We start from the raw sequence: 25,029 nt of genomic DNA, 5'->3' as shown, positions 1-25,029 counted from the left end.
GGTTTCGTTGTATCAGACGGAATTGAGAAGAAGAGCCATAACTACTATGTAGAGTGGAGAAACTATGCTGGTGCTGACGAAGCACTTAAACATGCACGTGGCCCAGTATATAACACAGGTATGGTTGTATGGTATGCAGATTCAAGTTACATGGATAACTGGGTTGGCGTACATCCAGGATACGGATTCCTTGGTGTAGTTGATTCTCATCCTGAAGCAATTGCAGGAACTTTAAATGGTAAGCCAACATTTAAAGATAGCACACGTTATCAAATTGCTGATGCGGCATTCTCATTCGATCAAACACCAGCTTGGAAAGTTGTATCACCAACTCGTGGAACATTTGATTACAAAGGATTACCAGGTGTTGCGAAATTTGATGACTCTAAAGCTTATATTAATAAGCAAATTCCAGATGCAGGACGTATCTTACCACAACTTGGTCTGAAATTTGAAGTTGTTGGTCAATCAGATGATAAATCTGCAGGTGCAGTTCGTCTATATCGTTAATTATGAACAAGCTGTTGAAGGTTTTCTCTTCAACAGCTTTTTTTATGAGCAAATGTATTTTATAAGAAAGAAAAACTCATATATAATGAAACTTTAAGGATAGAAATTAAGTGTTACCTATATGAATATAAATTGAAAACTTTTTAGGAGAAAGAGAGGCTCTATCTAAGTATAGAAACGATCAGAGTCATGTTAACTCCCATGCCAAAATGAAAATGAGTGTAGGTGACTTTTTGTTTTTATCCCGCTATTTGCGGGCAGAGGAGATCAACTGCCGGTAAAAGCCCGATTGTTGAAAGCTAATAATATATATTAAAACATCAATGTAATATAGAAGGAGAGATAACAGATGAATATCACTTCTATTGTGAATGAGCAAAAGTCGTATTTTTATAAAGGACACACAAGAAATATAGAAGAGAGAAAGCAACATCTAAAGAATTTATATGAGGGGATTCAGCGGTATGAATCTGATATTTTTCAAGCGCTAAAATTAGATTTAAATAAATCTGATCATGAGTCATTTACGACAGAGGTTGGATACGTATTAAAGGAAATTTCCTTTTTAATGAAGCACCTTTCGTCATGGAGTAAGCCAAGGCGTGTCCGTACAGCATTGACACACTTTGGTTCGAAAGGGAAGGTTGTTCCAGAACCATATGGTGTTACCCTTGTAATGGCTCCGTGGAATTATCCATTTCAACTTGCAATCGCACCTCTTGTAGGAGCGATCGCCGCTGGGAATACGGTTGTATTAAAGCCGTCAGAATTAACACCTAACGTCTCAAGGATTCTTGCAGACATGTTACGAGAGTTATTTCCAGCTGAACTTGTTGCGGTTGTTGAAGGAGGAATTGACGAGAGTACAGCATTGTTACAAGAGCCGTTTGATTATATTTTCTTCACAGGTAGTGTAGGGGTAGGGAAAATTGTTATGGAAGCAGCATCTAAAAGTTTGACCCCACTTACATTAGAGCTTGGCGGGAAAAGTCCATGTATCGTGCATAGTGATGCAAAATTAGAAATAGCAGCAAGGCGTATTGTTTGGGGAAAATTCTTGAATGCGGGACAAACATGTGTTGCGCCGGATTATATATATGTTCATGCTTCCATAAAAGAACAATTTATTGAAGCATTACGAACTGAAATTAAAAATCAATATGGTGAAAAACCGCTGCAAAATGAAAATTACGTTCGGATCGTTAGTAAACGTCATTTTGAAAGGTTATGTTCGTTTTTACAAGATGGCAAGATTGAAATTGGCGGAAAATATAAGGAAGAAACATTACATATTGAGCCAAGTGTTGTAACGAATGTTACGTGGCAAGATTCGATTATGGCAGATGAAATTTTCGGCCCGATTTTGCCAATTATGGAGTATGAGAACATAGATGATGTAGTTAAAATAATTCAAAGGCAACCTAAGTCATTGGCTTTATATGTATTTTCAGAGAGTAAAGAAATTCAAAAGCAAATTACAAGTAATATTTCATATGGTGGCGGATGCATAAATGACGTTGTATATCACCTTGCTACCCCGTATTTGCCATTTGGTGGCGTTGGGAGCAGTGGATTAGGAAGCTATCATGGAAAACAAAGTTTTCGCACATTTTCGCACTATAAAAGCATTTTGTCTCAATCTACAGTATTTGATATGAAAATTCGTTATTCTTCTACAAAAAGTGCTTTAAAATTTATACGAAAGTTGTTAAAATAATGATGGTGTTTATCAGTAGGCGTAGCCGTATGATAAAAACCCCTTCATGTGAGAAGGGGTTTTTCTGTTCGACATATGTATCGTTCGAAAATGAATCAACCATATTACATAAAGAATAGAAGAGAACGCTGTTAAACAAGTATTTTTGTTTAGATTGAAACAAAAGAGTTTATAAAAAACTAATATTTATTCATGAATATAAAGAGTGAAAAATTCGAGGTAGATAGGACGGGAAAATGAAAAAGATTATTAAAGTTGAAGCGGTAGAAAAACATTTTGGAGATCAAGTGATTATTCCACCTCTTTCTTTAGATATTAAAGAAGGAGAGTTTTTAACAATTCTTGGACCGAGTGGATGTGGTAAAACCACTTTACTTCGCATGATTGCAGGTTTTGAAACTCCTACAAAAGGTAACCTCTTACTCGATGAGGAGAGAATCAATGATTTACCACCTTATAAGCGTCATATGAACTTAGTGTTTCAGCATTATGCATTGTTTCCACATATGACAGTTGAGAAAAATATTTGTTTCGGTATGAAGATGCAAAAAGTATCATTGGCGGAACAAAAAGAGCGTGCAGAAGAAGCGATGCGTTTAACACAGCTTCTGGAATTCCGTAATCGTAGACCTGCAAAGCTTTCAGGTGGACAACAACAGCGTGTTGCCATTGCAAGAGCAATCGTAAATAACCCGCGTGTATTATTACTAGATGAGCCACTTGGAGCACTTGACTTTAAGTTACGTAAAGATTTACAGCGTGAATTGAAGAATTTGCAACGTAATTTAGGAATTACGTTCATTTATGTAACGCATGATCAAGAAGAAGCAATGAGTATGAGTGATCGTATCGTCGTTATGAATAAAGGGCACATCGAGCAAGTTGGAACGCCTAAGGAAATTTATAATGAGCCCAAGACATTGTTTGTTGCGACATTCATTGGTGAAAATAATATTATTAAAAATGGGGAAAACTATGTAGCAGTTCGCCCTGAAAATGTGAAAATACGTTCGGTTGAGCAACCAATTTTAAAAGAATACCATCTTGGACATATTGAAGATATCGAATTTGTTGGAAATATGGAGAAGTTGTATGTACGTGATGAAAAAACATCAGAATTATTAATGGTATACCAAACTGCAGAAGAAGCAGCGCAGTGGAGTATTGGAGATAATGTATACGTAGGCTGGGAGCAAGAGGATGAGGTGACCTTAAATTGAAAAAAGGGAAACTACTCGCATTACCTACAGTTACGTGGTTATTAATCTTCTTTTTATTTCCGCTTGTATTCGTATTAGCATTCGCATTCTTACAGCGCGGGGCATATGGAACAGTGGAAATGCAATTTACGTTAGAGAATATAGCCCGCGTGTTTGATCCTTTGTATATGAATACGATATGGGAAACAGTGAAAATTGCAGTTATTACGACGGTACTTTGTTTACTGATTGGTTACCCATTTGCATATACGATTACAATTGTTGATCGCAAATACCGCTCTATTCTTTTATTATTGGCAACGATTCCGTTTTGGATTAACTTCCTTGTGCGCTCGTATGCATGGATTGTTATTTTACGTTCACAAGGTCTTGTAAACACACTATTGTTAAAGTTAGGCGTTATTAGTGAACCGTTAAATTTATTGTATAATACACCATCTGTAATATTAGGAATGGTATATTCTTTACTACCATTTATGATCTTACCAGTGTACGCAGCAATCGAGCAGCTTGATAAACGTAGGTTAGAAGCAGCATATGATCTAGGAGCAACACCGATGAAAGCGTTTTGGCATGTGACATTGCCAATGACAATGTCAGGGGTTGCGACTGGTTCGATTTTAGTATTTGTATCATCTATCGGAATGTTCGTTGTATCAGACGTGATGGGTGGATCGAAAGTAGCATTAATCGGAAATGTAATTCAAAACCAATTCCTAGGTGCACGTGATTGGCCATTTGGATCAGCGTTATCAATTATCGTAGTTCTGTTCTCTGTTCTGTTAATTTACTTATATTATCGTGCGACGAAAGTATATAAATACGGAAACGGAGGGGAATAGACAAAAATGAAGAAGTTTTTAATTTCATATTCTTGGTTAATTTTATTGTTCTTGTATTTTCCAATGATGGTTCTGATGGTATATTCTTTTAATGATTCACGTATTAACGCAGAATGGGAAGGATTTACACTTCATTGGTATACAGATTTATTTCAAAAGCAAGATGTTATTGATGCATTTGTAAATAGTATTACAATTGCGATTGTGACGACAGTTGTAACAACTATTCTTGGTGTAATTTTCGCTGTTGCGTTACATCGCTATAAATATCGTTTTGAAGGGGCAATTAACGGTCTTGTATACTTACCGATTTTAATTCCTGATATTTTAATGGGATTATCGCTACTTATTTTATTTAGCCAGATTGGTATGGAATTAGGACAAGTTACCATTATTATTGCGCATATTACATTTAGTATTTCATTTGTTGTTGTTATTTTAGCAGCGCGTCTGTCTGGTATGGGGCGTGATTTAGAGGAAGCCGCAAATGATTTAGGAGCAACTCCGTGGCAAACGTTTCGCTATGTAACATTCCCTAGCATTGCGCCTGGTATTATTTCAGCGGCGTTATTAACATTTACACTATCAATCGATGATTTTGTGATTAGTTTCTTCGTATCCGGTCCAGGGTCAACAACATTACCATTATATATTTATAGTATGGTGAAACGTGGTGTAACACCTGAAATTAATGCTCTTTCTACAATCTTAATTGTTGTGATTGTTGGATTAATGGTTGTATCAGAAATCTTCCGTAATAAAGGTGCTGACGGTGAAGAAAACTCTGGAGGGCATCTTCCGTTATAAGAGAGTGTGCATGATAAAGAACGAGGAGGTAATGAATCGATGAAATTGATGAAAAAAGTAGCGGGCGTAGCACTTAGCTTTAGCCTTGTTGCCGGTGTACTTGCTGGTTGTGGGGAAAAGAAAGAAGAGCTAAATATTTATAGCTGGGCTGATAACTTTGATGAGCAAGTCATTAAGGACTTTGAAAAGAAATATAACGTAAAAGTTAACTATGATAAATATGCAAGTAACGAAGAAATGCTTGCAAAATTACAAGCTGGTGGGGCGAATTATGATTTAATTCAACCTTCAGATTACATGGTTAAAACGATGGCGAAAATGGATTTATTGGAGCCGTTAGATAAAAACAATATTCCGAACGTAAAGAATCTTGTATCGAACTTTAAAACACCTGCGTTCGATCCCGAGAATAAATACTCACTTGTGTACACTTGGGGAGTAACAGGAATTGCATATAATAAAAAGTATGTAAAAGAGGCGCCAACAAGTTGGAGTGACTTATGGAATGAGAAATATAAAGGCCATGTTACTTTATTGAATGATTCTCGTGAAGTATTGGGTATGGGGCTTAAGAAAAATGGATTTTCAAATAGCACAAAAGATGATGCACAGTTAAAGACAGCAGCGACTGATTTACAAAAGTTACTGCCAAACTTACTTGCATTTGATACAGATAATATTAAACAAAAGTTTATTACAGAAGATGCATGGATTGGAACAGTATGGTCTGGAGATGCAGCGTTTATTGCAAAAGACAATAAAGATGTTGGATATGTCGTTCCAAAAGAAGGCGGTACGATTTGGGCGGATACATTAGCGATTCCAAAAGGTGCGAAGCATAAAGAGCTTGCAGAGAAGTTTATGAACTATTTAATGGATGAAAAAGTAAGTGTGAAAAACTATGAATCCATTGGATATAGTAATCCAAATGAAAAAGCTTGGGAACTTCACAGTAAAGAATATCGTGATAATAAAATGATTTTCCTATCACCAGAGGAATTAAATCGTACAGAGTGGCTTGTGGATGTAGACGATAAATTAAAAGAGTACGATCGTTATTGGACAGAATTAAAAACAAAAGGGCAATAATGATAGAAAACCTAATCTTTTAAGTTGGAGAGAGGATCCGGCTGAGCGTAGAAGCGGTCAGATCCTTTTTTGGCCCCATGCCATGTGAAAACAGAAGGAGGAAGTAAGTGGAAGTTTCCTTTTGTTTTCCAAGCCGTGATGTGTATGTTGGGAATCCTAAATATATAAATATAGATAGAAAACCTAATCTTTTAGGTTGGAGAGAGGATCCGGCTGAGCGTAGAAGCGGTCAGATCCTTTTTTCGCCTTATGCTATGTGAAAACATCAGTAGACAATGAGCGGAAGTCCTCTTTTGTTTTCCTAGCAGCGATGTACATACTGGAAATTACAAAATGCGGTTTCTAAATAGAAATCGCATTTTTTTATAATTAGGGGGAAGAAGTTTGAAACAAAAATTACATCGATATGAAATCGCTTGTATCATCTTGTTATTTGCTGCATTTGCTCTCGTTGCTTGGAGAGTGCAAGTCGATGGTGTAACTACAATTGATTCATATGTGAAAAGTCTTGTGAGAAGTTTACAAACAGAAAGTTCGCTTACGTTTTTTTCATATTTTACAAAGTTAGGTTCTGCGATTGGAATTGTTACGATTCTAATTATTAGTTTGCTAATCTTCTTTAAGAAACGCTATTATGTAGCGATGGTGGTTTATCCAACTGCTATATTAATTACTCATCTTGTTAATAAGGGAGTAAAAGAAATTGTGAAAAGAGATCGTCCGAGTTTAAATGAGGCACTCGATGCCCTTGGATATAGTTTCCCGAGTGGACATGCTATGCTATCCATTATAACGTATGGATTTCTTGCGTATATCATTGCTTCAAATGTAAAAAATAGGGCTGGAAAAATTATGATTACGCTTATTATGGCAATACAGATTTTATTGATTGGATTAAGCAGAATCATTTTATCTGTACATTATCCGACCGATATTTTAGCTGGCTATTGTTTAAGTGGTATTTTATTAATTATGGCTATTTATTTTCATCGCTTACTTTCAGAGCGGTTTGGAGCAAATCAAGAAAGATAAGAAACATCCGAAAATTCCGGTATTATAGGAGCTTTCGGATGTTTTTTTATGATGAGTTATGAGTGATCCTGGTAAGATGTGCTAAAATGTAGGAGGAATCATTAATTATATAAAGTGGGTGAAAATGCGTGAAGACAAATGTACATAAAATAGATAAATGGGGGCAAATAGGTGTTTTTTTGTATCGATTTCGCTATACAGTTATTGCAGCGTTAATCATGTTAGCAATAGGGCTTGGCATTTTTGCACCAAAACTTCCGGGAGTATTAGGTGGTGATGGTTTTCAAACAGAAGGGGACTATGAAACGACGAAAGCAATTTTAGATAAAGATTTTAAGCAGTCGCAAGATACGCTTCTTCTCGTATTTCAAAAGAATAAAGGAACTTCAAAAGAGGATTTTCAAAAACGAATAGAAGAAATTATAAAAAATATTCAAACGAAAGAAACGTATGATTCATTCCACCATCCGTTAGAAAATAAGGAAATGATTCAAGATGATATTGCGTATGCGACGATTTTATTTTCCGGGAAAACGAGTAAAGAGCGTAATGAAAAGACGTTACAATTCGCCAAAGAAGTAAAAAAAGAGAGTAACGATGTTTTGAAGGTATCACCAACAGGCTTCCCAAAGATTAATGAAGAGATTAATGAGCGAACACAAAATGATTTAAAAGTAGCAGAAATGATCGGGTTGCCAATTGCCTTTCTTGTATTATTATTTTCATTCGGAAGCTTGCTTGCTTCTATTTTACCGATTGTAAACGGTGCGCTTAGTGTGATTAGTACAATGGGGATTTTATATTTTATCGGTGTAGATAAAGAGTTATCGATTTTTGTATTAAATGTTGCACCTATGATCGGGCTTGCTTTATCAATTGATTTCGCATTGTTATTTGTAAATCGATTTCGTGAGGAAGTGGCGCATAGGACTGTAAAAGAAGCTATAGCTGTCACGTATCAAACGGCAGGGCGTGCTATTGTATTCTCTGGATTATGTGTATTTGTTGGTTTATCTGGTTTGTTCTTCTTTGAAATTGATTACATTCAATCGGTTGCGATTAGTGGAATGATTGTTGTTGTGATGAGTATTTTGTTTTCACTTACACTTCTTCCTGCATTGTTATCGTTAATAGGAAAACGGATATTGAAAAAGAATCAAACTGCACCCCGCACTTCAAACATGTGGCGTAAGTTTGCTCAATTTGTTATGAAGCATCCTATTATGATGATTATTGTTGTTACATTGTTTATTATTGTCTGTTTATTACCGCTTCGCACTGCAAATCTTCAGTTCCCTGGTGTAGAAGCATTGCCAGAGAAAAGTGATACAAGAGTTGCGTATGAACAGTATGAAGAGGCATTCAACAAAACGGTAAAAACACATGCGGATGTTACGCTAGTGTTAGAGATGAAACATAATGTTACAGAGAAAGAAAGTTTACAGAAGTTAGAAGATGTTATTCAAAAACTGAAAAAAGATCAGCATGTATATAAAGTACACAGTCTATATGATGAGTTAAATGGTATGAATGCGGAACAACTGTCTGCATTGTTACAATCCCCGCAGCGTACGCAAGTGGATCCTGTACTAGAAGCATATACAAAAGGAAATAAAACAACGCTTCAAATTTTCTTGGATACAAAGCCTAAAGCGGAAACTGCAAAACAATGGGTCCGTGACTTTAAAGCCACGTATAAAGATGACAGTATTACATATTATTTAGGTGGGATGACAACATTCCAACAAGAATTAGAGGATGAAATTAAAGATAAAGTTGTGATTGGAATGTCCGTCATATTCGGATCCACTTTCCTTATTTTATTATTCGCCTTCCGTTCTATACTCATTCCAATTAAGGCGATTGTGATGAATATCCTTAGTTTAAGTGCAACCATTGGTATTGTGATTTGGTTATTTGAAGGCGGGCACTTTGGACTAGAGGAAAGTCCCGTTTTATTCGTGTTACCGATCTTTATATTTGGCCTTGTATTTGGCTTAAGTATGGATTATGAAGTATTTCTTATTTCACGTATTCATGAATTGTATGAAGAGACAGGAGATAATGATGAGGCAACGCTAGAAGGGCTTGTATCAACAAGTCGTATTATTACATCAGCTGCTCTTATTATGATTGTTGTAACAGGAGCATTCGCTTTTACGGATATTTTACCAGTAAAACAGATGGGGCTTGGTGTGGCACTCGCTATTTTTCTTGATGCAACGATTATTCGGCTTATGCTTGTACCGAGTTTAATGAAAATGTTTGGAGATTGGAATTGGTGGTTACCTTTTCGAAAGAAAAAAGTAAAATCATCAGATTAAAAAAGCACTTATTTTGTAGAGAGGCCCTTGAAAAACGGAAGTTTTTCAAGGGCCTTTTGTATATAGAATGGTATAGTAATCGTACCTATGTATGAGCGGAGATCTCTTACACGCTCTAAAACGTATTTTTAGCAGTTTCTCTTATAGAACGGCTCTTTTTTATGAATAGCATGCCCCTCTTTTTGCAAATAGTATGTGATAAGAACAATACATATAGAAGCAGGTGAAGACAATGTTTCGTTATTTTAAATTCAAGTTAAATGATACTGTACAGTTTGCAGAAAATGATGGGCACATGTATCGCATTGTCGGTTATAGGCTAGAAAAAGGTTTTTATCCAAAGGATGAATGGACTCATATTATTTATGAATTACTTAGAGAATTTGATGGATATACGATGGATGCTGAAGAGGAGGAACTTGTGAAAGTCATTCAAGTGGAGGAAGAATATTATAAAATACATGAGATGTCTGGTTATCGGTACCCAGTGAAAATGAAATCAAAACCAACAATTTCTAAAAAAGAAACGATCGACGATTTATTAGATGCTTACAACGACTATAAGCGATTAGCAGACTTTTTTAAAGATTTATCTTATGATCAAAAAGCAGAAGAAATGTTACGAGAAATGAAGAGATTACGTGCTTAGAGGGCAGTCTACATAACAGACTGCTTTTTATTTTAAACAATGCGTAATAAGCCATTTTCCGTTACAATAATAGAATCAATAAAAATAAGGTGGATAAAGCATGGAAATGAAAAGAAAAGGAGAATGGTGCGAAATTACGGTTCCTACTAAATGGAGTGGTATGAGTATCGACTCTTTATTAAAAGAAGAATGGGGTATTCCTAAGAAATTATTACACAAACTGCGTATGGAAAAAGGAATCATCGTCAATGGAGAACGAAAAGTATGGAGTGAAATGTTGCAAGAAGGAGATAAACTGCAAGTTCATATGTTTGCCCAGGAAGAGTACGGTGTTCAGCCAGAATATGGTGATTTAGAGGTAATATTTGAAGATGATCATGTACTAATTGTAAATAAACCTGCACATATGGATACGCATCCTTCTAACAAAGGGGGAACAGGAACACTTGCAAACCTTGTTGCTTTCCATTTACAAATGCAAGGTGTGGAAACGAAAGTGCGTCATATTCATCGGTTAGACAAAGATACAACGGGTGGTGTTGTATTTGCGAAACATGGAATTGCTGGCGTTATTATGGATCGATTATTAATGGAGCGTAACATTAAAAGAACCTATTTGGCATTGGTGGAAGGGAAAGTAAGGAAGAAGCAAGGGATAATTGATGAAGCGATTGGAAGAGATCGACATCATGCAACGAGACGTCGTGTATCCCAAAAAGGTGATCGTGCGGTAACGCATTATAAAATAGAGAAATATTTTAAGAAGCAAGATGTAACGCTTGTAACATTACAATTAGAGACAGGCAGGACGCATCAAATTCGTGTTCATATGAGTCATAGTGGTCATCCGCTTATTGGTGATGTGTTATATGGCGGACAAGCAACTTATATGCCTTATCAAGCTTTACATGCTATGCGGATTCATTTCTTACATCCTATTACAAAAGAAGAGATAACAGTAGAGGCACCGCTTCCGAATAATTTAAATAACATCATAGAATCTTTTAAAATGTCGCATAAATAAAGTGAAACTTTAATCAGTGGGGGGGCTATCCCTACTGATTCTCAGCCCTCACCAATCGGGCTTTTACGGACAGTTCATCTCCCACCTAACTTCTTTAAAAAAGTGGAAGCGGCTCGTTCAAAATCGTAGGACGTTGGAGCTCTAGGCGGAGAGGCGTTTTTTGCCTCGTCCGATGGAGCGAAACGGCTGGAGATTTTAGCCGCTAGAGCTGGACTTTGCTTCCGCTGAATTTTGAGGTGGGAGTGTTACTGCCCGTTAATACGAGGTGAAATTCTTTTATTCAGTTGAGAAAGATATTTTATGCAGGAAATTTTTTTTGAAAATAGAAGCCGTAAATAGAAAAGAGAGGTGAAAAGTATTTGATAAAACATAAATATATGATAGGTATATTTTTGGCTTGTTTTCTATTTACGTTGTTTCTATATCGATATTTGCCGAATGATTTAGCAGTCCGTTGGAATCATAGTGGTGAACCAAATGAATATGCGAGAAAGCTAGTGGTTGTTTTATTTATTCCTGGTCTAATTATTTTTTTTCATAGCTTATTGTATATTATTTCACATTACGTATATAAGTTTAATGAACATAACTATTATATTGTGATGAGATTTAAAGAAAGTGTATCGTTATTTTTATTATTTATTCATATGCTTATTCTTATCATTGGTACGGGCATAAATATACCATTTCAAACTGGCCTTATAATAGGTACTAGTGCATTTCTATTTATGATTAGTACAGGATTTAAAAAGAGAAAAGAAGAGGAACCGATAGTGTTACAAAAAATACGCTTATTTAGTCAACGTATTTTTCAGTGCATGTCGCTCATCGCATTACTTTGTTTATTTTTGAAAATGAAATGGGGATTGTATCTACTAGTCGGTGTCATTAGTTGTGGATCTATTTCTTTTATGTTTTGTATTTTGTATGTATATATACTAGAAATGTATGAAATATAAAAGGGAGTCTTCTATAGAAGACTCTTTTTATATAAAATGATTTAGATATTCCTAGCTTGCTTTCATATGGTATCGAGCAAAAAAGGATCTGACCGCTTCTATGCATGGCCAGATCCTCTCTTCCTCTCTAAAAAAGAGAGGTTTTTTACTTACTTCGTAATAAATTGTTGTGTCCAGTAGTTTCCACTTTCCACATAGCCAACACCGATGTGAGTGTAACCGCTATTTAAAATGTTTGCACGGTGACCTTCACTATTCATCCAAGCTTGTACAACTTCTTCTGGTGTACGTTGACCTTGTGCGATGTTTTCACCTGCAGATTTATAAGAAATACCAAACTTCTTCATCATATCGAATGGAGATCCGTATGTTGGGCTATTATGATCGAAGTAGTTATTTTTTTGCATATCTTCAGATTTGATACGTGCAACTTTGCTTAATTCAGCGTCAACTTTTAATGCTGGTAAACCTTGTTTTGCACGCTCAGCATTTGTTAATTCAACAACGCGTTGTTCAAATTCGCTTAAAGAACCTTTTGATTCTTCTGCAGGCTTGTTTTCAGCAGGCTTTTGAGTTTCGTTGTTGTTTGTATTGTTATTTGTGTTTTCAGCAGGTTTTTGAGCTTCAGGTTTTGCTGTTTCTTCAGCTGGTTTTTGTTCTACAGGTTTTGTAGTTTCTGGTGCAGGTACATTTGGTTGTTGACCAGGAACGAAGCAGTTACCTTGTTGCCATTGTACTTGCTCCCATTGTCCTAAAGATTGAATTCCCATAGATTGTAAGTATTTTTGTAATTCTTCTTGATTCATATGTTGCATAAAGACCTTAGCTTGCTGAATATTTTGAACCTTCATTGTAGATGGTTGTACTGTTGATGCCTCTGCATTAAGAGTAGATGCTCCGAATGTAAATGCAGTTGCTGCTGCTACAGATAATAAAACACGTTTTTTCATGACATGTGTCCCCCTATATAAAAGTTTGTTAACTGTTCTCACACAGATTTGCTTTTGACAGCCTGTCTGACTGACAAATTCATCGTAGCACACAAATTGCCGGAAAAAAGATGGAAAAAAATACATAGACTATAAAATTACCTAATTTATCCTAGAATAGAATAAGAGATAAATTAGGAGAAAACTAGATTGTAAAAGGAATTTTCAGCATTTTTCATTCAGGTGATGAGGGGTGTATTTTGGTTAAACTTACCTATATAGAAGTTAGAGAAACCTATTGTACCAAGGGTTTCTCTGCTTTTTTGAGGAATATAATGGATGGATTTTTACAAAGTTGTAATCTTTTTGTTGTTCTTTTTTTATAGACAGTAACATATTTTTAATCTTGTAGCGAATAAAAAAAGCGGCTATCTCTTTACATAGAAGAAGGAGATAGCCGTTTTCATATTGTTACATATATTACGAATTGTATTCAGTTGCCTCTAATAATAAATCTACAATGTGAATGCCTCTCATCTTATGAGAGAGTTTTTCTCGTTCAATACCGAGCTTCATCTGTAGTAAACAACCTGGATTTGCAGTGACAATGGTTGTTGCCTCTGTTTCATGAACACGTTCCATTTTATAATCTAAAAACTCCATGGATAATTCAGAGTGTACAATATTATAAATACCAGCAGAACCGCAGCAACGATCTGCCTCTTTCATTTCTCGATACGTTATGCCTTGAATAGCTTGCAGCAATACACGTGGCTCTGAAGCTGTTCTCATGACGTTACGTAAGTGACAAGAATCTTGATACGTAATAATTTGCGGTGGAAGGCGTAAATCAGTTCGTTTATGAAAATCTAATTCTACTAAAATAGCAGTAATATCCTTTATTTTCGCAACAAAATGTTTTGCACGTTCTGCCCATTCAGGATCATCTTTTAATAAATGATCATAATCTACAAGAAACGCTCCGCAACCACCAGCATTCGTAATGATATAATCAATTTTTAAATCTTCAAAGGCTTTGATATTTCGTTTTGCCAGTTCTTTTGCGCCACCTTTTTCTCCAGCGTGGCCATGAAGTGCTCCGCAACAACTTTGCTCTTTCGGGATGACAACATCACAGCCGGCAAGCTGAAGGAGTTTCATTGTCGCATTATTTGTTTCTAAGAACATTGTATCCATTAAGCAGCCAGTAAAGAAAGCAACGCGTTTTTTCTTTGTTGTTTCAGCTGGTAAAAACTCAGGACGATTTTTCATTTCTTTCATTTTAGGAACTTTCGGTAAGACAAGATCCATTGTTGCAAGTGTGTCTGGGAATAACTTCATAATACCTGTTTTATGCGTTAACGTTTGTAAGCCAGAACGCTGATAAAAACCAATGAGCCCTGTTAATGTTCGCATGCGGTTTTGATGAGGGAATAAGCCCTCAAAAACAACTTTACGAACAGCTTTAACTGGTATAGAGAATTTTTTATTTTGATTAATAATATCGCGTGCTTCTTCTAATAAATGTCCGTAGCTTACACCAGACGGACAAACAGGTTCACAAGCGCGGCAACCAAGACAAACATTTAATGTATTTTCAACATCTTCATCTGGCTCAATTAAACCATCAACAACGCCCTTCATTAAAGCGATGCGACCACGTGGAGAATGAGATTCTTTATAACCAGATTGAATGTAAGTAGGACAAGTCGGTAGGCAAAATCCGCATCGCATACAGTTTAATAATTCATCTTCGCTTAGACGCTCTTTAAATTCTTTTTGAATTTGTTCTTTGTTTAGAGTTGTCATCTTTCTACCACCACTCTTTTGCGAGAGTCATTAGCAAACATCTTTCCAGGATTCATAATGTTATGTGGGTCGAAAGCTTGTTTAATACCTTTCATAGCAGCTATGCCTTCTTTTCCTAACTTCAACTCTAAATAAGGAGCTTTCATAGCCCCAACGCCATGCTCCCCTGTAATCGTACCACCAAGTTCGATTGCTTTTTGGAAAATCTCTGCAAAGGCTTGTTCAGCACGGTGCATCTCTTCTTTATTACGAGCATCTGTCATACATGTTGGATGTAAGTTTCCATCACCGGCATGTCCAAATGTACAAATAGGGATGTCATATTTTTTTGCAATCGCATTAATTGCCTCAACCATTGGGGCAATTTGAGAACGCGGTACAGTCGCATCTTCTAGGATTGTTGTAGGTTTTAGTCTGGCTAAAGCAGAGAGCGCGCTACGGCGTGCTGTACGAAGTGCATCTGCTTCTGTTTCATCCTTTGCAACGCGAACATCAACTGCATGCATAGAACGGCAAACTTCAGCCATTTTTTCAATATCACGGTTCACAACTTCAGGAGATCCATCTTGTTCGATTAGAAGAATTGCTTTTACATCGGTTGGTAAACCAATCTGTGCGAACTCTTCTACTACTTCAATTGTTGGTTGATCTAAAAATTCAAGTGTTGCTGGAATAATTTTATTAGCAATAATTGCTGATACAGCGCGAGCAGCTTCATTAATGTCTTGATATAAAGCAAGCATCGTTTTCTTTGTTTCAGGCATTGGAACAAGTTTTAAAATCGCTTCTGTCACAACACCAAGTGTGCCTTCAGAGCCGATGAATAGGCGAGTTAAATCGTAGCCAGCTACATCCTTTGCTAATTTACCACCAGTGCGAATGATATCACCATTTGGCAGGACAGTCTCAAGTCCCATTACATAATCTCGTGTTACGCCATATTTTAAACCACGTAAGCCACCAGAATTCTCATTAATGTTACCGCCGATTGTAGAAATTTTCATGGAGCTTGGATCTGGCGGATAAAATAATCCTTTTTCTTCGGCAGCTTTAATAATATCAAGTGTAATAACACCAGCTTGTACAGTAATTGTTAAGTTTTCTTCATCAATTTCTAAAATTTGATTCATATGGCGGAAAATAAGAACAACTCCGCCTTCAAGTGGACACGTTCCAGCACAAAGGTTTGTCCCAGATCCGCGAACATAAACAGGAACTTTATGTGCATTACATACCTTTAATATTTCAGCTACCTCATTTGTATTACGCGGTGCGACAACTGCATCAGGCATCGCTTGGAAATTTGGAGTCGCATCGTAACTATACGTTAAGCGTCCCATGTTGGACGTATCTACATTATCTTGGCCAACAATTGATACGAATGAATCGATAATATGTTGTTCTAACATTAGAAAATCCCCCTCAAACTGTTAACTTGTTTATCTTATTTATTATTCAGTGGTATCTGACGAATGATTGTAAGAAAATAAGGTTATACACGTTCTAACAGTGTTTTCATTATAATCATAAGAAAGTAGGGGATATCTTTCTATGTGTAATCAACCGAATATTAATTGATTTTGTTATCTTTTTTTTGTGTGATTATCTAATAAAAGAAGTGCGAAGTATAAAATAATTAGATCTTTAAATTGTTTTGGATCAAGCCCGGTGTAATCTTCTATTTTTTTTAGTCTGTAATGTAAAGTATTAATATGAATGTGCAACATTTCTGCTGTTTGTTTATACGATTGATTATGGTCGATGAATAACCGCAGTGTTTGCATGAGTTCAGTTGCAGGAAGTAAATGATAAATCGTACGTTGAAGAAATTCTTCACGAGTTTCAGTTGTAATATCTTGTAGGCACATTTCTAAACGTAAATCTTCATTAAATATAATGCCTTTCGTTTCAATGGCTACTGAAAGTGCACGCAATGCTTGCTCGTACGAGACATGCATCTCATTTGGCATGACAGTTTGTCCAATACCGATATAGAGTGTAATAGGAAATAAAGATTCACAATCTTGTTTTAATCTCTTTAAAAATTGAAAGGTTCTCTTCTTTGTTTCTTTTGCTGTAAATAGTATAAAACGGTCATTTCCCCAGCGGACAAATAGTTCCTCTTTTGTTAACAAGTTGCGAATATGCTGCCAAATTTTGCGTTGTAGCATTGTGTCATCTTGATCAAATGAAAATAAAATAAGTTGTTTTTTTGTATGTAAATCAATGCCGAGTGTTTTCGCCCGATCAAGAAAACTAGGAGACCAATCATTGCTTTGTAACCAGTCAAAAACAAAGGCTTCATAGGAACGGTGCTCAAGTTCTAGTTGTTCTAAAAAATAATTTTCGTGAATTAATAATTCGGTCATTTTCCGTAATATTTCTCCGTATTGTGAAATGTTTTCAGGTTCCCCTGTAATGCCGATGACACCAATTACTTCATCGTGGAAAAGAAGCGGGAGATTCATTCCTGCTTTTACTCCCTGTAAATGCTGCTCGTCTGTCTTTGTAACAATAACAGTTTTCTTTTCTTTCGCGCAGCGAAGGGCACCTTCGTGGAATTGTCCAATTCGCGCTATATCTGTACTAGCAATAATTGTTCCTTTTATATCAATAATAATAATATTTTCATCAATTAGCCTTCGAACCTCACGGACAATTTTGTTTGCTAAATCGGGAAAAAGCATAAATTGTACACCTCTATTTCTATTTGTTGTACCATTATATATAAATCCAAGTTGAAAAACTAACATCAAACCATTCTTTTTATGTGGGCGAGAGCATCAGGCCATGCATAGGAGCGGTCAGTGCTTTTTTCGTCCCGTGCCTTGAGGAAATAAGTGGAGAACTGTTTTTGTTTTCATAACCGCAGCTACTATGTCGAAAAATCAAAATGTATTTATATATATGTAGTTTTATTAAGGTAGAAAGATTTCACACTTTCCTCACAAATCTTTGCTATTTTACAATTATAACGAAATGATCTAAAGATGGAGGGAATCTTTTGAAGAAATACTTTTTTCTGCTATGTTTTTTGTTTCTGTTAGCAGGATGTCAAGGTAATTCATATACACCAATTGCTAAAAATAAAAGTATCATCATAACAGCCAATATCAAAGAAGGTAGTGTTAGTTTTATTGATGAAAAGTCGAAAAAGACAGTAACAACATGGGACTTAAAAGAACCGATCACAGGGGTCACGCTATTGCCAAGTGGGGAAGAGATGCTTGTATATGGAAAACAGTTAGAATACGCATATATATACTCCTTAACAGAAGGAAACCTAGTGGACAAATGGAAGACGGGAAAAGGGATTACGAATGTCATTGTTGCAAATGATGGAAAACAATTATTTATGGCGGATCAAAATGAACAAAAAGTACGTTTCTTTACGACAAGTGGAAAAGAGACTGGAAGTGTTTCGGTAGGGAAAGGCCCGTTAACAATGGTGCAAAATGATAAACAGTTACATGTATTGAATTTTTATGATACGCAGCTATCTACGATTGATTTAAATCAAAAGAAAGTTGTTCATTCATTTATGGTACCACCAGCATCAACAGGTGCCATGGTTAGCGCTGATGGAAAGGAAATATGGATTGGCGGGCATGGTGATGGTACGCAAGTGAATGAGAAAGTATTGGTCTATTCTTTAGAAAATGGACAGATGCTACGTTCTTTACATGCACCATTTATGCCAGTTAGCCTTGCGGGAGATGAAAAGTTCGTGTATGCATTAAGTCACGGATCAAATATATTAAGGAAATTTGATACACAAACATACAAAGAAGTGGGAGCCCTTGAAGTAGGATCTAATCCATTTTCTTTTTTGAAGAGCGAAAAAGAAGGTTATGTAGCTAGCTATGATAGCAATGAAGTGTATGTAATTGATATACAGAATATGAAAATAAAACAAACGATTTCAGTTGGTAAGGGACCATTTCAACTCGTGCAGCGAGAAGGGAGAGAGAAATGAAGAAGTATAAAGTGCTACTTGTAGATGATGAAAGTGATATGAGACAGCTTGTTGGCATGTATTTAGATAATTTCGGATATGAATGGGGAGAAGCGGAGAACGGAAAAGACGCCCTTCATATGCTTCAGGCAGAGCATTATGATTTTGTTATTTTGGATATTATGATGCCAGAGATGAATGGGATTGAAGTTTGTAAAGAAATCCGCAAAACCTCTGATGTACCAATTATTTTTTTAACAGCGAAAGGGGAAGAATGGAATCGAGTGAATGGCTTACGAATGGGAGCAGACGATTATATTGTGAAGCCATTTAGTCCTGGGGAACTGATCGCTCGTATGGAAGCAGTATTAAGAAGATACACAAAGCAAGAAGAACAACAAGAAGAGCTTCAATTTGGTTCAATTCGGATTAATGAAAAAAGCAGAAAAATTGAGACGAACGGTGAAACAATCTCCCTGACGGTAAAAGAGTTTGATTTACTGCATTTTCTTTGTGAGCATAATGGACAAGTGTTCAGTCGCGAGCAATTGCTTGAAAAAGTATGGGGATATGATTATGCAGGAAGTACAAGAACGGTAGATACTCATGTCAAAACGATGCGTTTAAAACTTGGAGAAAGTGGAAACTACATTCAAACGGTTTGGGGTGTAGGTTATAAATTTGAGGTGTAGCATGTTTACGATGGTACAAAAACTTTGGCTTACGGTAGTATGTGCAGTATGTGTCACGGTTTCTTTTCTATATTTCGTGTCCTTATATTCATATGAAAAGTTATATGTTCAAAATATTGAAGATTCATTAGTAACGGAAGGGAATCGACTTGTATCAAAATATAATAAATATGAAGATGTTTCGGTATTTGAAGAGAAAGTCCGTGCGTTTGACGGTATCTCGAGTGCGGATGTACTTTTTGTGAGTAACCCTCGTGATTTAAGCGCTTGTTTGCCTTTTGATGTACATCACCAATCTCTTATTAGTGAGAATGATAGACAAACATTGTTAGATGGGAAGACACTTACAAAAGTTGGATATGAAGAGCACTTTAATCGTAATATTATGGGGGTTGTCATTCCTGTTTTAGAAGGTAAGAAGTTAGTTGGGATTGTGTACTCGTATATTCCATTAAAGAGTATAAAAGATTTAATTTATGATATGGGGCTTATTTTGGCTCCGTTAGCTCTAGTTATGATCTTACTTACAATCTGGATTGGTCGAAAAATTATTATTGCAATTACAAAGCCGATTTCACAAATGGAGCGAGTGGCTAATCATATGGCGACAGGAGATTTTTCTGAGCGTATTACTGTTTCGTCGGAAGATGAAATCGGGCGTTTAGGAAAAGCATTTAATAAAATGGCCCATTCATTAGAAACGGAAGATGCTAAACGTAAGGAGTTTTTAGCAAATGTTTCTCATGAATTGCGGACGCCACTTAGTTATATTAAAGGGTATAGTGAAGCAATTTTAGATGGCGTAGCAAAAGGAGAGCAGCAATCGAAATTTATGCAACTTATCCATAAAGAAGCGGGGCGTATGCAGCGGCTTGTGCACGATTTGTTAGACTTAGCACAGTTAGAGGGAGAGCATTTCCCATTAAAAAAACAACCAATTGTATTCGCGCAACTGATTGAAGATGTACTTGAAACGTATGAATTGAAATGGACAGAGAAACAACTGCGTATTTCAAAGGACCTTGACCCAGATATTATTGTAATGATTGATGAGGACCGGATGCAACAAGTGCTTCATAACTTGTTAGATAATGCTATACGGTATACAAATCAAAATGGTAGTATCGCCATACGTTTGGAGAAAAAAGACAATTCTTGTGAACTGAGAATAGAAGATACGGGAATCGGAATTGATTCGGAACATCTAGAGCAACTTGGAGAAAGGTTTTACCGAGTAGATAAGGCGAGAAGTCGTCAGCATGGTGGGACTGGTCTAGGGCTTGCTATTGTAAAACAAATTGTATATATCCATGAAGGAGAGTGGCAAGTCGAAAGTGAGAAGGGAAAAGGGACGACAGTCATTATAACATTATATATGAAGGAAGAAGGAAGTATGTGTTAGAAAAAGCATGCTTCTTTTTTATCCTGATATTTGCAGGCTCTCTTCAACATGAAAAAAGATAAGGTATGTAAATAAATGATAAAGGTGAAAGATACAGAAAAACACCATATATAACCCAATAATGGATATAATAACCATTATTTCCCTCCATATAGTAAAAAAATGACGATTTTATGAACAAAACATTTGTACTTCTTACCAATTCGTTCTAAAATAAGTATGGATGCTAAGTTCTTATAAATCGTTTTAATTGTTGTTTGGATGATACTGAGGTGATTTAACTGGAATACAAATCTATTAAACCGAAAAAAATTTACGAAGAGGTATCTGAAGCCATTTTAACAATGATTAAAAATGGTACATTAAAACCTGGTGACAAGCTTCTTCCTGTTCATCAATTAGCTGAGCAGTTTCAAGTTGGCAGATCTGCAGTTCGTGAGGCACTGAGCGCATTACGGGCAATGGGCTTAATTGAAATGAAGCAAGGGGAAGGAACATATGTGAAAAACTTTGATTCTTCAGCATTAACAAAGTCTTTAAATCATACGTTGTTAACGAAGAAGGAAGATATTTTGGATTTATTAGAAGTACGAAAAGTGCTTGAAGTGGGGGCAGTTCGGGCAGCTGCAGCAAGACGTACAGAAGAGAATTTACAAAATATGAAGCATTGGTTAGATGAAATGGCAAAAAGCATTGGAGATGAAAGAGCTGGTGAAAAAGCAGATTTTCGTTTTCATATGGGGATTGCAGAGTCTTCACATAATAACATTTTGCTTGAACTCATGAATCATGTTTCAGAAATGATTGCTGAAACGATTGGTGAATCAAGACGCATTATTTTATATGGTGAACAAATAACAGCAGAACGACTTTTAGAAGAGCATCAAGCTATTTATGATGCGGTATTGGCGCGAGATGTAGAATCTGCACAGCAAGCAATGCTAGATCATTTAACAAATGTAGAGCATATTGTCACAGGTAGAACAGATATGAATTCGTGATTCAGTCTTTCGAAAATTCAGTTTTCTGATAAAGTAGAGAAAGATTGAGTAAGCGTTTTCTTTTAGAAAAGGGGAAGAGATAGGCAAAGTTGGCATGTCTGGCTTCTTCTCTTTTAAGTCATCTGATGACCATATGATTGTAGACGAAGTTGTAATGAGGGGGAATTATAATTATGAAAGTTACTTTGTTTGTTACTTGCTTAGTTGATATGTTTGAAACAAATGTCGGTAAAGCAACGGTTGAATTGTTGGAGCGTTTAGGTTGTGAAATTGAATTTCCAGAAGCCCAAGTTTGCTGTGGACAACCAGCATATAATAGTGGTCATGTAGAAGCGGCGAAAGAAGCGATGAAGCATATGATTGAAACTTTCGAAGATGCAGAATACATCGTTACGCCATCGGGTTCTTGTGCGACAATGTTTCACGAGTATCCACACGTTTTTAAAGATGACCCCAAATGGGCAGCACGTGCACAAAAAGTGGCAAATAAAACATATGAACTTACACAATTTATTGTAGATGTGTTACAAGTTACAGATGTGGGTGCTAGCTTAGAAGGAACAGCGACTGTTCACAAATCTTGTCATATGACACGTTTGTTAGGAGTCAAAGAGGCACCAGGGATTTTACTATCAAATGTAAAAGGGCTAACTGTAAAAGAATTACCAAACGTACAAAATTGTTGTGGGTTTGGGGGAACGTTTTCAGTTAAAATGACACCTATCTCTGAGCAAATGGTAGATGAGAAAGTTGATAGTGTAATGGAAACAGGTGCTGATTATTTAATCGGTGCTGACTGTGGGTGTTTGTTAAACATTGGCGGACGTATTGAGCGCTTAGGTAAAGAAGTAAAAGTAATGCATATTGCTGAGGTATTGAATAGTCGCTCATGAAGGGGGAACATAAGCTATGTCTATGAAAATCAGTGAGAAAAAATTTAACGATCGCGTTGGCGATGGGATTCAAGATTCATTTATGCGCGGGGCAGTATCTTCTGCACAAACGCGTTTATACACAAATCGATTAAAAGCAGCCGATGAACTAGGAAACTGGGAAGAATGGCGTGAACTTGGTGAACAAATTCGTCAACATACGTTAGAAAATCTAGATTATTATTTAATGCAATTAAGTGAAAATGTATCTAAAAGAGGCGGACATGTTTTCTTTGCGAAAACGAAAGAAGAAGCAGCACAGTACATTCAAGAAGTAGCGAAAAAGAAGCAAGCTAAAAAAGTCGTGAAGTCAAAGTCGATGGTAACGGAAGAAATTAGTATGAATCATGCGCTTGAAGAAATAGGCTGTGAGGTGCTAGAGAGTGACCTAGGTGAGTATATCTTGCAAGTGGATAACGATCCACCATCTCATATTATTGCACCAGCACTGCATAAAAACAGAACGCAAATTCGTGATGTATTTAAAGAAAAGCTTGGATATGAAAATTCTGATGATCCATATGAAATGACAAAGTTTGTTCGTAAACAACTTCGTGAAAAATTTATGGATGCTGAAATTGGGGTAACAGGATGTAACTTTGCAGTTGCAAATACAGGATCGCTTTGTTTAGTAACAAACGAAGGAAACGCGGACCTTGTTATGTCGATTCCGAAAACACAAATTGCAGTAATGGGTATGGAGCGTATGGTTCCAACGATGGAAGAATTAGATGTTCTTGTTGGTTTACTGTGCCGCAGTGCGGTTGGACAAAAACTAACAAGTTACGTAACGGTAGCAGGACCAATTCAAGAAGATGAAGTAGATGGACCAGAAGAATTCCATTTAGTTGTTGTAGATAATGGCCGCTCGCAAATTCTTGGGTCTGAATTCCGTCAAGTGTTGCAATGTATTCGATGTGCTGCTTGCGTAAACGTATGCCCTGTATATCGTCATGTTGGTGGTCACTCTTATGGGTCTATTTACTCTGGACCAATTGGTGCTGTATTAACTCCGCTTTTAGGTGGATATGATGATTATAAAGAATTGCCATATGCATCTAGCTTATGCGGCGCTTGTACAGAAGCTTGTCCGGTAAAGATTCCATTACATGACTTGTTATTAAAACATCGCCAAGTTATTGTTGAACAAGAAGGGCGCGCACCTCTCGCTGAGAAATTAGCAATGAAGATGTTTAGTATGGGCGCCTCTTCAGCAGCCTTATACAAAATGGGTTCTAAAATGGCACCAACTGCCATGAGTCCATTTACATCTGGTAATCGTGTAACGAAAGGTGTAGGACCGCTGAAAAATTGGACGGATATTCGCGAGTTCCCAGCCCCAAGTAAAGAAAGATTCCGTGATTGGTATAAAGATCATAAGAAAGGCGGGGACAAGTGATGACAGGGACAATTCAAAACCGTGATTCTTTTCTAGAGAACATTGCGAAAGAACTTGGTCGTGCGCGTAAAACAGAAGGCGTGCAGCGTCCAGTTTGGAAAAGTAATGTAAACGTGGAAACATTGAAAGATTATTCAGAGGAAGAATTGCTGGAAGTATTCAAAAGACAGTGTACAAACATTCATACGACTGTAATTGAAACGACAAAAGATGGATTAAGTACAGCGATGCAAAAAGTAATTACTGAAAACGGTGGCGGACCTATTTTATTATCAGAAGACGATCGCTTCGCTACATATGGTCTGGAATCGCTATTTTCTAAAGAGCTTCCAAGTCAAAACGTTGAAGTAAACACTTGGAATCCAGAAAAAAAAGAAGAGAACATTCGCTTAGCTGAAAAAGCGAATATTGGTATTGCTTTTAGTGATTATACGCTAGCAGAATCTGGTACAATTGTTGTGCAAAGTCATAAAGGGCAAGGCCGTTCTTTACATTTCTTACCTACGGTTTATTTTGCAATCATTCCGCGTGAAACGATCGTACCACGTATTACACAAGCAGTTCAGGATATGAACACGCGTGTAGAGAATGGGGAAGCAGTAGCCTCTTGTATCAACTTCATTACCGGCCCAAGTAACTCAGCTGATATTGAAATGAATCTTGTTGTAGGTGTACACGGACCATTAAAAGCATATTATTTTGTAGTGTAAAATGGGGAAAAGCAGGCTAAGAAATAG

General features: G+C 36.6%; 21 protein-coding genes and 1 pseudogene. 18 read left to right on the top strand and 4 right to left on the bottom strand.

Annotated elements, in window-relative coordinates:
• From CN373_RS17710 to CN373_RS17660, 11 genes and pseudogenes are all read left to right on the top strand, one after another.
• Nucleotides 1–510: pseudogene (locus CN373_RS17710) on the top strand (immune inhibitor A domain-containing protein); the annotation flags it as partial.
• A gap of 349 nt (nucleotides 511–859) precedes the next feature.
• Nucleotides 860–2,227: an aldehyde dehydrogenase gene (locus tag CN373_RS17705; protein ID WP_098359815.1), complete on the top strand. Its 1,368-nt coding sequence runs from the start codon at nucleotides 860–862 to the stop codon at nucleotides 2,225–2,227.
• Between the two features lie 236 nt (nucleotides 2,228–2,463).
• The gene (potA, locus tag CN373_RS17700) at nucleotides 2,464–3,447 is read left to right on the top strand and encodes a spermidine/putrescine ABC transporter ATP-binding protein PotA (RefSeq protein ID WP_000720316.1); all 984 of its coding nucleotides are present in this window, start codon (nucleotides 2,464–2,466) and stop codon (nucleotides 3,445–3,447) included.
• Nucleotides 3,444–4,289: an ABC transporter permease gene (locus CN373_RS17695; RefSeq protein WP_098359814.1), complete on the top strand. Its 846-nt coding sequence runs from the start codon at nucleotides 3,444–3,446 to the stop codon at nucleotides 4,287–4,289. Before potA ends, CN373_RS17695 begins: the two co-directional genes overlap by 4 nt.
• Before the next feature lie 6 nt (nucleotides 4,290–4,295).
• On the top strand, nucleotides 4,296–5,096 hold the full coding sequence (gene potC, locus CN373_RS17690; protein WP_000713987.1) for a spermidine/putrescine ABC transporter permease PotC: 801 nt from the start codon (nucleotides 4,296–4,298) through the stop codon (nucleotides 5,094–5,096).
• 39 nt (nucleotides 5,097–5,135) lie between these two features.
• The gene (locus CN373_RS17685) at nucleotides 5,136–6,185 is read left to right on the top strand and encodes a polyamine ABC transporter substrate-binding protein (protein WP_000772482.1); all 1,050 of its coding nucleotides are present in this window, start codon (nucleotides 5,136–5,138) and stop codon (nucleotides 6,183–6,185) included.
• Nucleotides 6,186–6,569: 384 nt separating this feature from the next.
• Nucleotides 6,570–7,217: a phosphatase PAP2 family protein gene (locus tag CN373_RS17680; RefSeq protein ID WP_000810674.1), complete on the top strand. Its 648-nt coding sequence runs from the start codon at nucleotides 6,570–6,572 to the stop codon at nucleotides 7,215–7,217.
• 128 nt (nucleotides 7,218–7,345) lie between these two features.
• Entirely contained in the window at nucleotides 7,346–9,541 is a 2,196-nt protein-coding gene (locus CN373_RS17675) for an MMPL family transporter (RefSeq protein ID WP_000856397.1), read from the top strand.
• Nucleotides 9,542–9,773: 232 nt separating this feature from the next.
• Nucleotides 9,774–10,190, top strand: a complete 417-nt coding sequence (locus CN373_RS17670) for a hypothetical protein (RefSeq protein WP_000490299.1) — start codon at nucleotides 9,774–9,776, stop codon at nucleotides 10,188–10,190.
• 100 nt (nucleotides 10,191–10,290) lie between these two features.
• Nucleotides 10,291–11,214: an RluA family pseudouridine synthase gene (locus tag CN373_RS17665; RefSeq protein ID WP_000425385.1), complete on the top strand. Its 924-nt coding sequence runs from the start codon at nucleotides 10,291–10,293 to the stop codon at nucleotides 11,212–11,214.
• Nucleotides 11,215–11,573: 359 nt separating this feature from the next.
• Nucleotides 11,574–12,173 (top strand): DUF1648 domain-containing protein, encoded by a 600-nt coding sequence (locus tag CN373_RS17660; protein WP_000589787.1) that lies wholly within the window; start codon nucleotides 11,574–11,576, stop codon nucleotides 12,171–12,173.
• Between the two features lie 149 nt (nucleotides 12,174–12,322).
• Here CN373_RS17660 and CN373_RS17655 read toward each other — a convergent pair whose 3' ends face one another.
• The 4 genes from CN373_RS17655 to CN373_RS17640 all read right to left on the bottom strand — a co-directional run bounded on the left by CN373_RS17655 (nucleotide 12,323) and on the right by CN373_RS17640 (nucleotide 17,598).
• Nucleotides 12,323–13,123 carry a CAP domain-containing protein gene (locus CN373_RS17655; RefSeq protein WP_000747559.1) on the bottom strand — a complete coding sequence of 267 codons (801 nt, stop codon included), beginning with the start codon at nucleotides 13,121–13,123 and terminating at the stop codon, nucleotides 12,323–12,325.
• Between the two features lie 459 nt (nucleotides 13,124–13,582).
• A complete protein-coding gene (locus CN373_RS17650) occupies nucleotides 13,583–14,911 on the bottom strand; it encodes a (Fe-S)-binding protein (RefSeq protein ID WP_098359813.1) in 1,329 nt (442 codons plus the stop codon).
• On the bottom strand, nucleotides 14,908–16,320 hold the full coding sequence (glcD, locus tag CN373_RS17645; RefSeq protein WP_000893070.1) for a glycolate oxidase subunit GlcD: 1,413 nt from the start codon (nucleotides 16,318–16,320) through the stop codon (nucleotides 14,908–14,910). The genes CN373_RS17650 and glcD overlap by 4 nt, the downstream gene beginning before the upstream one ends.
• 174 nt (nucleotides 16,321–16,494) lie before the next feature.
• Nucleotides 16,495–17,598 (bottom strand): CdaR family transcriptional regulator, encoded by a 1,104-nt coding sequence (locus tag CN373_RS17640; protein WP_098359819.1) that lies wholly within the window; start codon nucleotides 17,596–17,598, stop codon nucleotides 16,495–16,497.
• 317 nt (nucleotides 17,599–17,915) lie between these two features.
• Here CN373_RS17640 and CN373_RS17635 point away from each other — a divergent pair, with 317 nt between their 5' ends.
• The 7 genes from CN373_RS17635 to CN373_RS17605 all read left to right on the top strand — a co-directional run bounded on the left by CN373_RS17635 (nucleotide 17,916) and on the right by CN373_RS17605 (nucleotide 25,002).
• Nucleotides 17,916–18,887 (top strand): YncE family protein, encoded by a 972-nt coding sequence (locus CN373_RS17635; RefSeq protein ID WP_000759758.1) that lies wholly within the window; start codon nucleotides 17,916–17,918, stop codon nucleotides 18,885–18,887.
• A complete protein-coding gene (locus tag CN373_RS17630) occupies nucleotides 18,884–19,558 on the top strand; it encodes a response regulator transcription factor (protein ID WP_000760220.1) in 675 nt (224 codons plus the stop codon). The genes CN373_RS17635 and CN373_RS17630 overlap by 4 nt, the downstream gene beginning before the upstream one ends.
• 1 nt (nucleotide 19,559) lies before the next feature.
• Nucleotides 19,560–20,960, top strand: a complete 1,401-nt coding sequence (locus tag CN373_RS17625; protein WP_000494822.1) for a sensor histidine kinase — start codon at nucleotides 19,560–19,562, stop codon at nucleotides 20,958–20,960.
• Nucleotides 20,961–21,271: 311 nt separating this feature from the next.
• Complete coding sequence (locus tag CN373_RS17620; RefSeq protein WP_255266944.1) at nucleotides 21,272–21,961, top strand: FadR/GntR family transcriptional regulator; 690 nt, start codon at nucleotides 21,272–21,274, stop codon at nucleotides 21,959–21,961.
• A gap of 173 nt (nucleotides 21,962–22,134) precedes the next feature.
• The gene (locus tag CN373_RS17615; RefSeq protein ID WP_000869137.1) at nucleotides 22,135–22,854 is read left to right on the top strand and encodes a (Fe-S)-binding protein; all 720 of its coding nucleotides are present in this window, start codon (nucleotides 22,135–22,137) and stop codon (nucleotides 22,852–22,854) included.
• Between the two features lie 16 nt (nucleotides 22,855–22,870).
• Nucleotides 22,871–24,292 (top strand): LutB/LldF family L-lactate oxidation iron-sulfur protein, encoded by a 1,422-nt coding sequence (locus CN373_RS17610; RefSeq protein ID WP_000061920.1) that lies wholly within the window; start codon nucleotides 22,871–22,873, stop codon nucleotides 24,290–24,292.
• Nucleotides 24,292–25,002, top strand: coding sequence for a LutC/YkgG family protein (locus CN373_RS17605; RefSeq protein ID WP_000148152.1), 711 nt, complete (start codon nucleotides 24,292–24,294; stop codon nucleotides 25,000–25,002). The genes CN373_RS17610 and CN373_RS17605 overlap by 1 nt, the downstream gene beginning before the upstream one ends.
• Nucleotides 25,003–25,029: the final 27 nt, after the last annotated feature.

Source organism: Bacillus cereus (assembly GCF_002561295.1).
GTDB lineage: Bacteria > Bacillota > Bacilli > Bacillales > Bacillaceae_G > Bacillus_A > Bacillus_A cereus_S.
Note: the sequence above shows the minus strand (reverse complement) of the source record. Positions and strands in the feature narration are given on the sequence as shown.

Excerpts from the sequence above, each read along its gene's own strand:
- CN373_RS17705 (WP_098359815.1), top strand. The coding sequence starts at position 860 with ATGAATATCACTTCTATTGTGAATGAGCAAAAGTCGTATTTTTATAAA.
- potA (WP_000720316.1), top strand. The coding sequence starts at position 2,464 with ATGAAAAAGATTATTAAAGTTGAAGCGGTAGAAAAACATTTTGGAGAT.
- potC (WP_000713987.1), top strand. The coding sequence starts at position 4,296 with ATGAAGAAGTTTTTAATTTCATATTCTTGGTTAATTTTATTGTTCTTG.
- CN373_RS17685 (WP_000772482.1), top strand. The coding sequence starts at position 5,136 with ATGAAATTGATGAAAAAAGTAGCGGGCGTAGCACTTAGCTTTAGCCTT.
- CN373_RS17670 (WP_000490299.1), top strand. The coding sequence starts at position 9,774 with ATGTTTCGTTATTTTAAATTCAAGTTAAATGATACTGTACAGTTTGCA.
- CN373_RS17665 (WP_000425385.1), top strand. The coding sequence starts at position 10,291 with ATGGAAATGAAAAGAAAAGGAGAATGGTGCGAAATTACGGTTCCTACT.
- CN373_RS17655 (WP_000747559.1), bottom strand. The coding sequence starts at position 13,123 with ATGAAAAAACGTGTTTTATTATCTGTAGCAGCAGCAACTGCATTTACA.
- CN373_RS17650 (WP_098359813.1), bottom strand. The coding sequence starts at position 14,911 with ATGACAACTCTAAACAAAGAACAAATTCAAAAAGAATTTAAAGAGCGT.
- glcD (WP_000893070.1), bottom strand. The coding sequence starts at position 16,320 with ATGTTAGAACAACATATTATCGATTCATTCGTATCAATTGTTGGCCAA.
- CN373_RS17640 (WP_098359819.1), bottom strand. The coding sequence starts at position 17,598 with ATGCTTTTTCCCGATTTAGCAAACAAAATTGTCCGTGAGGTTCGAAGG.
- CN373_RS17630 (WP_000760220.1), top strand. The coding sequence starts at position 18,884 with ATGAAGAAGTATAAAGTGCTACTTGTAGATGATGAAAGTGATATGAGA.
- CN373_RS17625 (WP_000494822.1), top strand. The coding sequence starts at position 19,560 with ATGTTTACGATGGTACAAAAACTTTGGCTTACGGTAGTATGTGCAGTA.
- CN373_RS17615 (WP_000869137.1), top strand. The coding sequence starts at position 22,135 with ATGAAAGTTACTTTGTTTGTTACTTGCTTAGTTGATATGTTTGAAACA.
- CN373_RS17610 (WP_000061920.1), top strand. The coding sequence starts at position 22,871 with ATGTCTATGAAAATCAGTGAGAAAAAATTTAACGATCGCGTTGGCGAT.
- CN373_RS17605 (WP_000148152.1), top strand. The coding sequence starts at position 24,292 with ATGACAGGGACAATTCAAAACCGTGATTCTTTTCTAGAGAACATTGCG.